This window comes from Mesorhizobium sp. M7A.F.Ca.US.005.03.2.1, assembly GCF_003997795.1.
In the GTDB taxonomy this organism is placed as follows: domain Bacteria; phylum Pseudomonadota; class Alphaproteobacteria; order Rhizobiales; family Rhizobiaceae; genus Mesorhizobium; species Mesorhizobium ciceri.
Map to the genome: position 1 here is coordinate 1 of NZ_RZRP01000956.1, position 2224 is coordinate 2224.

The 2224-nt window shown below is 60.6% G+C and carries 3 protein-coding genes and 2 pseudogenes; 1 reads left to right on the forward strand and 4 read right to left on the reverse strand.

Annotated elements, in window-relative coordinates; all coding sequences use genetic code 11:
* The 3 genes and pseudogenes from EN991_RS33125 to EN991_RS33135 form a co-directional block, all read right to left on the reverse strand.
* Window positions 1-328 (reverse strand): annotated as a pseudogene (locus EN991_RS33125) (formyl transferase); the annotation flags it as partial.
* 93 nt (window positions 329-421) lie between these two features.
* Entirely contained in the window at window positions 422-997 is a 576-nt protein-coding gene (locus tag EN991_RS33130) for a DUF4893 domain-containing protein (RefSeq protein ID WP_013531172.1), read from the reverse strand.
* Window positions 998-1101: 104 nt separating this feature from the next.
* Window positions 1102-1731, reverse strand: a complete 630-nt coding sequence (locus EN991_RS33135) for a DUF1638 domain-containing protein (protein WP_127370317.1) — start codon at window positions 1729-1731, stop codon at window positions 1102-1104.
* On the opposite strand from EN991_RS33135, the gene EN991_RS41870 reads away from it, so the two are divergent.
* Window positions 1717-1935, forward strand: a complete 219-nt coding sequence (locus tag EN991_RS41870) for a hypothetical protein (RefSeq protein WP_318011966.1) — start codon at window positions 1717-1719, stop codon at window positions 1933-1935. The two genes, EN991_RS33135 and EN991_RS41870, sit on opposite strands and share 15 nt — an antisense overlap.
* Before the next feature lie 88 nt (window positions 1936-2023).
* On the opposite strand, the pseudogene EN991_RS33145 reads toward EN991_RS41870, so the two are convergent.
* Window positions 2024-2224 (reverse strand): annotated as a pseudogene (locus tag EN991_RS33145) (cobalamin-binding protein); the annotation flags it as partial.

Consider the following 2224-nt stretch of genomic DNA (forward strand, 5'->3'; position numbering starts at 1 on the left):
GCCCATTGGCCGAGGCTACCGGGATGATCTCCTGGCCTGGTCGCGGCTCAACCTCCAGCTTCTCCTCGGCAATCAGTCGCGCGCTATGGCCGGCCAGGAATCGCTTGCCCAACCTACTCAGTACCATCGTGCCAAGCTGGCCGATGGCGGAAATCCAGCCTTGGCGGCGAGCCCGGCCACGCAGCAATTGCTTTTTGGATTCAGGCGTTTCGAGGACGACGCTGACAGGACCTACGCGGTCGGCGATCGCATTGATCATAGCCCAGACATGCTGGCCGCCTCCGGTGACGACCACGATCGGACGCGTATTGGATTCTGATGCTGCCATGGATCTTGCCCCCTCCAAGCAACCGTTCTCGACAATAGACGGGATGCTAGGGTGTCCGGGTTAATCCTTGGTGATCAGCTCTTCGATACACAGTCAGCGCTTGAATTCGATGATATCGAGCTTCGATTCATAGTAGGGCGCCGGAAATTCGATGCGCCATTCCTTGGCGCTGTTGCGGAAGGCGTAGCCGACCTGGTCGGTTTGCGGACCGCTGCCATAGGGCTTTGCCGGATCGCTGTTGACATAGAAGGAGCCGAGATAGATCGCGCGTTTCTCGCCATCGTCGAAGAAACGGCCCCTGGTGCGCTGCGAGCCGCTGATCTTCTCCAGCCGCCAGCCGGAACCGTCATCGGTCACCTTGCACTTGAACCAGCCATAGATGACGAGCGGCAAAGGTCCGCCGGCCTTGATGGTGCGGCACTGCCAGTTGCCGGTCAGGTCCTTGTCGGAAAAGGCCACCAGCGGCTTTGCCAACAGGGCATCGAGTTGCTTGACCTCGGCCGGGTTGCCTGTCTTCGCCTCGGCAAGGGCTGCCTTGCGGGTCTCGCCATATTTGTCGAGCCGCGTCTTGTCGGCCGGGGTGATGAGTTTCTGTATCTCGCCGTCGGCATGGGCGGGCAGGGCCAAACAGAGGAGGCCGAGTGCAGCTATCAAGAGGCGAGGGGTCATCAGTGCGTTTCCATGGCTGGCAGTCTGTTTGCTTGTGGCGCACACCTTACCCGTCCACGGCGGCCTGTCATCTAGCCTTGAGTCATCGCGGGGCAAGAATTGCTTCAGGCGCCTGCAGCCGCCTGCGCCATCCCGGCCGTCAGGTCGCCATAACCGGTGGCGCGGCGTTCATAGACGAGATCGAGCATTCTGGCGGCTTTTTCGGCGACCTTGTCGAGTTCCGGATCGTTGGTCTGGGCGAGGTAGATCAGCTTCTCGTAATTGCCGAAATAGTCCTTGATCAACTCCGGGTGCTTGTCGAGGCCGAGCGGTTTCATGAAGAAAGCGTCGAACTGCCGGCAGAGGAAGTCGGTCATGTAGAACGACATCATGTCGTCGTCTGCGACTTTCGCATAGGCCTCCATGCCCTGGTAGAAGGCGAAGCAATGCGGGCCGGCCATGCGCTCGACGCCATGCTTCTCGCAGATGCGGTCGAGCAGACCGCCGGTGCCGCAATCGGCATAGCCGACGAAGATGTTGCTGTAGCCTTCGGTCTTGGCTTTTTCGATCGCCTTGTCCATGGCCGGTGCGATGCGGTCCGGGTAGAAATGGAATTCCGCCGGCAGGCAGGTCAGGTCGAGGTGATCCAGCCCGAGCTGTTCCTTGACGGCCAGAACTTCGCGCGCAATCATCCCGCAGGCGATGACGAGCAGCCTGTCGTCTTGATTCGGTTTCGTTTTTTGCGTCTTGGCCATGGAACCAGTCGAGCGGCCTTCGTTGTTGTGGCGCTAATTTATCTGTTGAGGGAGACACCGTCCATGAAACTGCTGCGCATCACGCCGATTGCCATCCTGGCCTGCGCCTTGGCCCTTGCGGCCTGCGCGAACACCGTCCGTGGCGTCGGCAGGGATGTCAAATCGACGGCCAAGGCGGTCGAGGACACCGTCACCAAGCCCTGATCCGCACGCGGCCACCTCATCATTTGGTAACAAAAAAGCCGCGCGGCAAGGGCGCGGCTTCTCCTGTCGTCCAGGCCGAATTGGCCAATCAGGCCGAAGCGCGCACATTGTGCTTGCGCTTCATGAAGTCCTTGGCGGTCTCGACCGCCACCGCCGCGTCGCGGCAATAGGCATCGGCGCCGACGGCCTTGCCGAATTCCTCGTTCAGCGGTGCGCCGCCGACCAGCACGACATAATCGTCGCGGATGCCCTTTTCCTTCATCGTGTCGATGACGACCTTCATATAGGG

Bases quoted from the DNA above. Each gene is read 5' to 3' on its own strand.
- EN991_RS33135 (WP_127370317.1), bottom strand. From the start codon at position 1,731: ATGGCCAAGACGCAAAAAACGAAACCGAATCAAGACGACAGGCTGCTC.
- EN991_RS33130 (WP_013531172.1), bottom strand. From the start codon at position 997: ATGACCCCTCGCCTCTTGATAGCTGCACTCGGCCTCCTCTGTTTGGCC.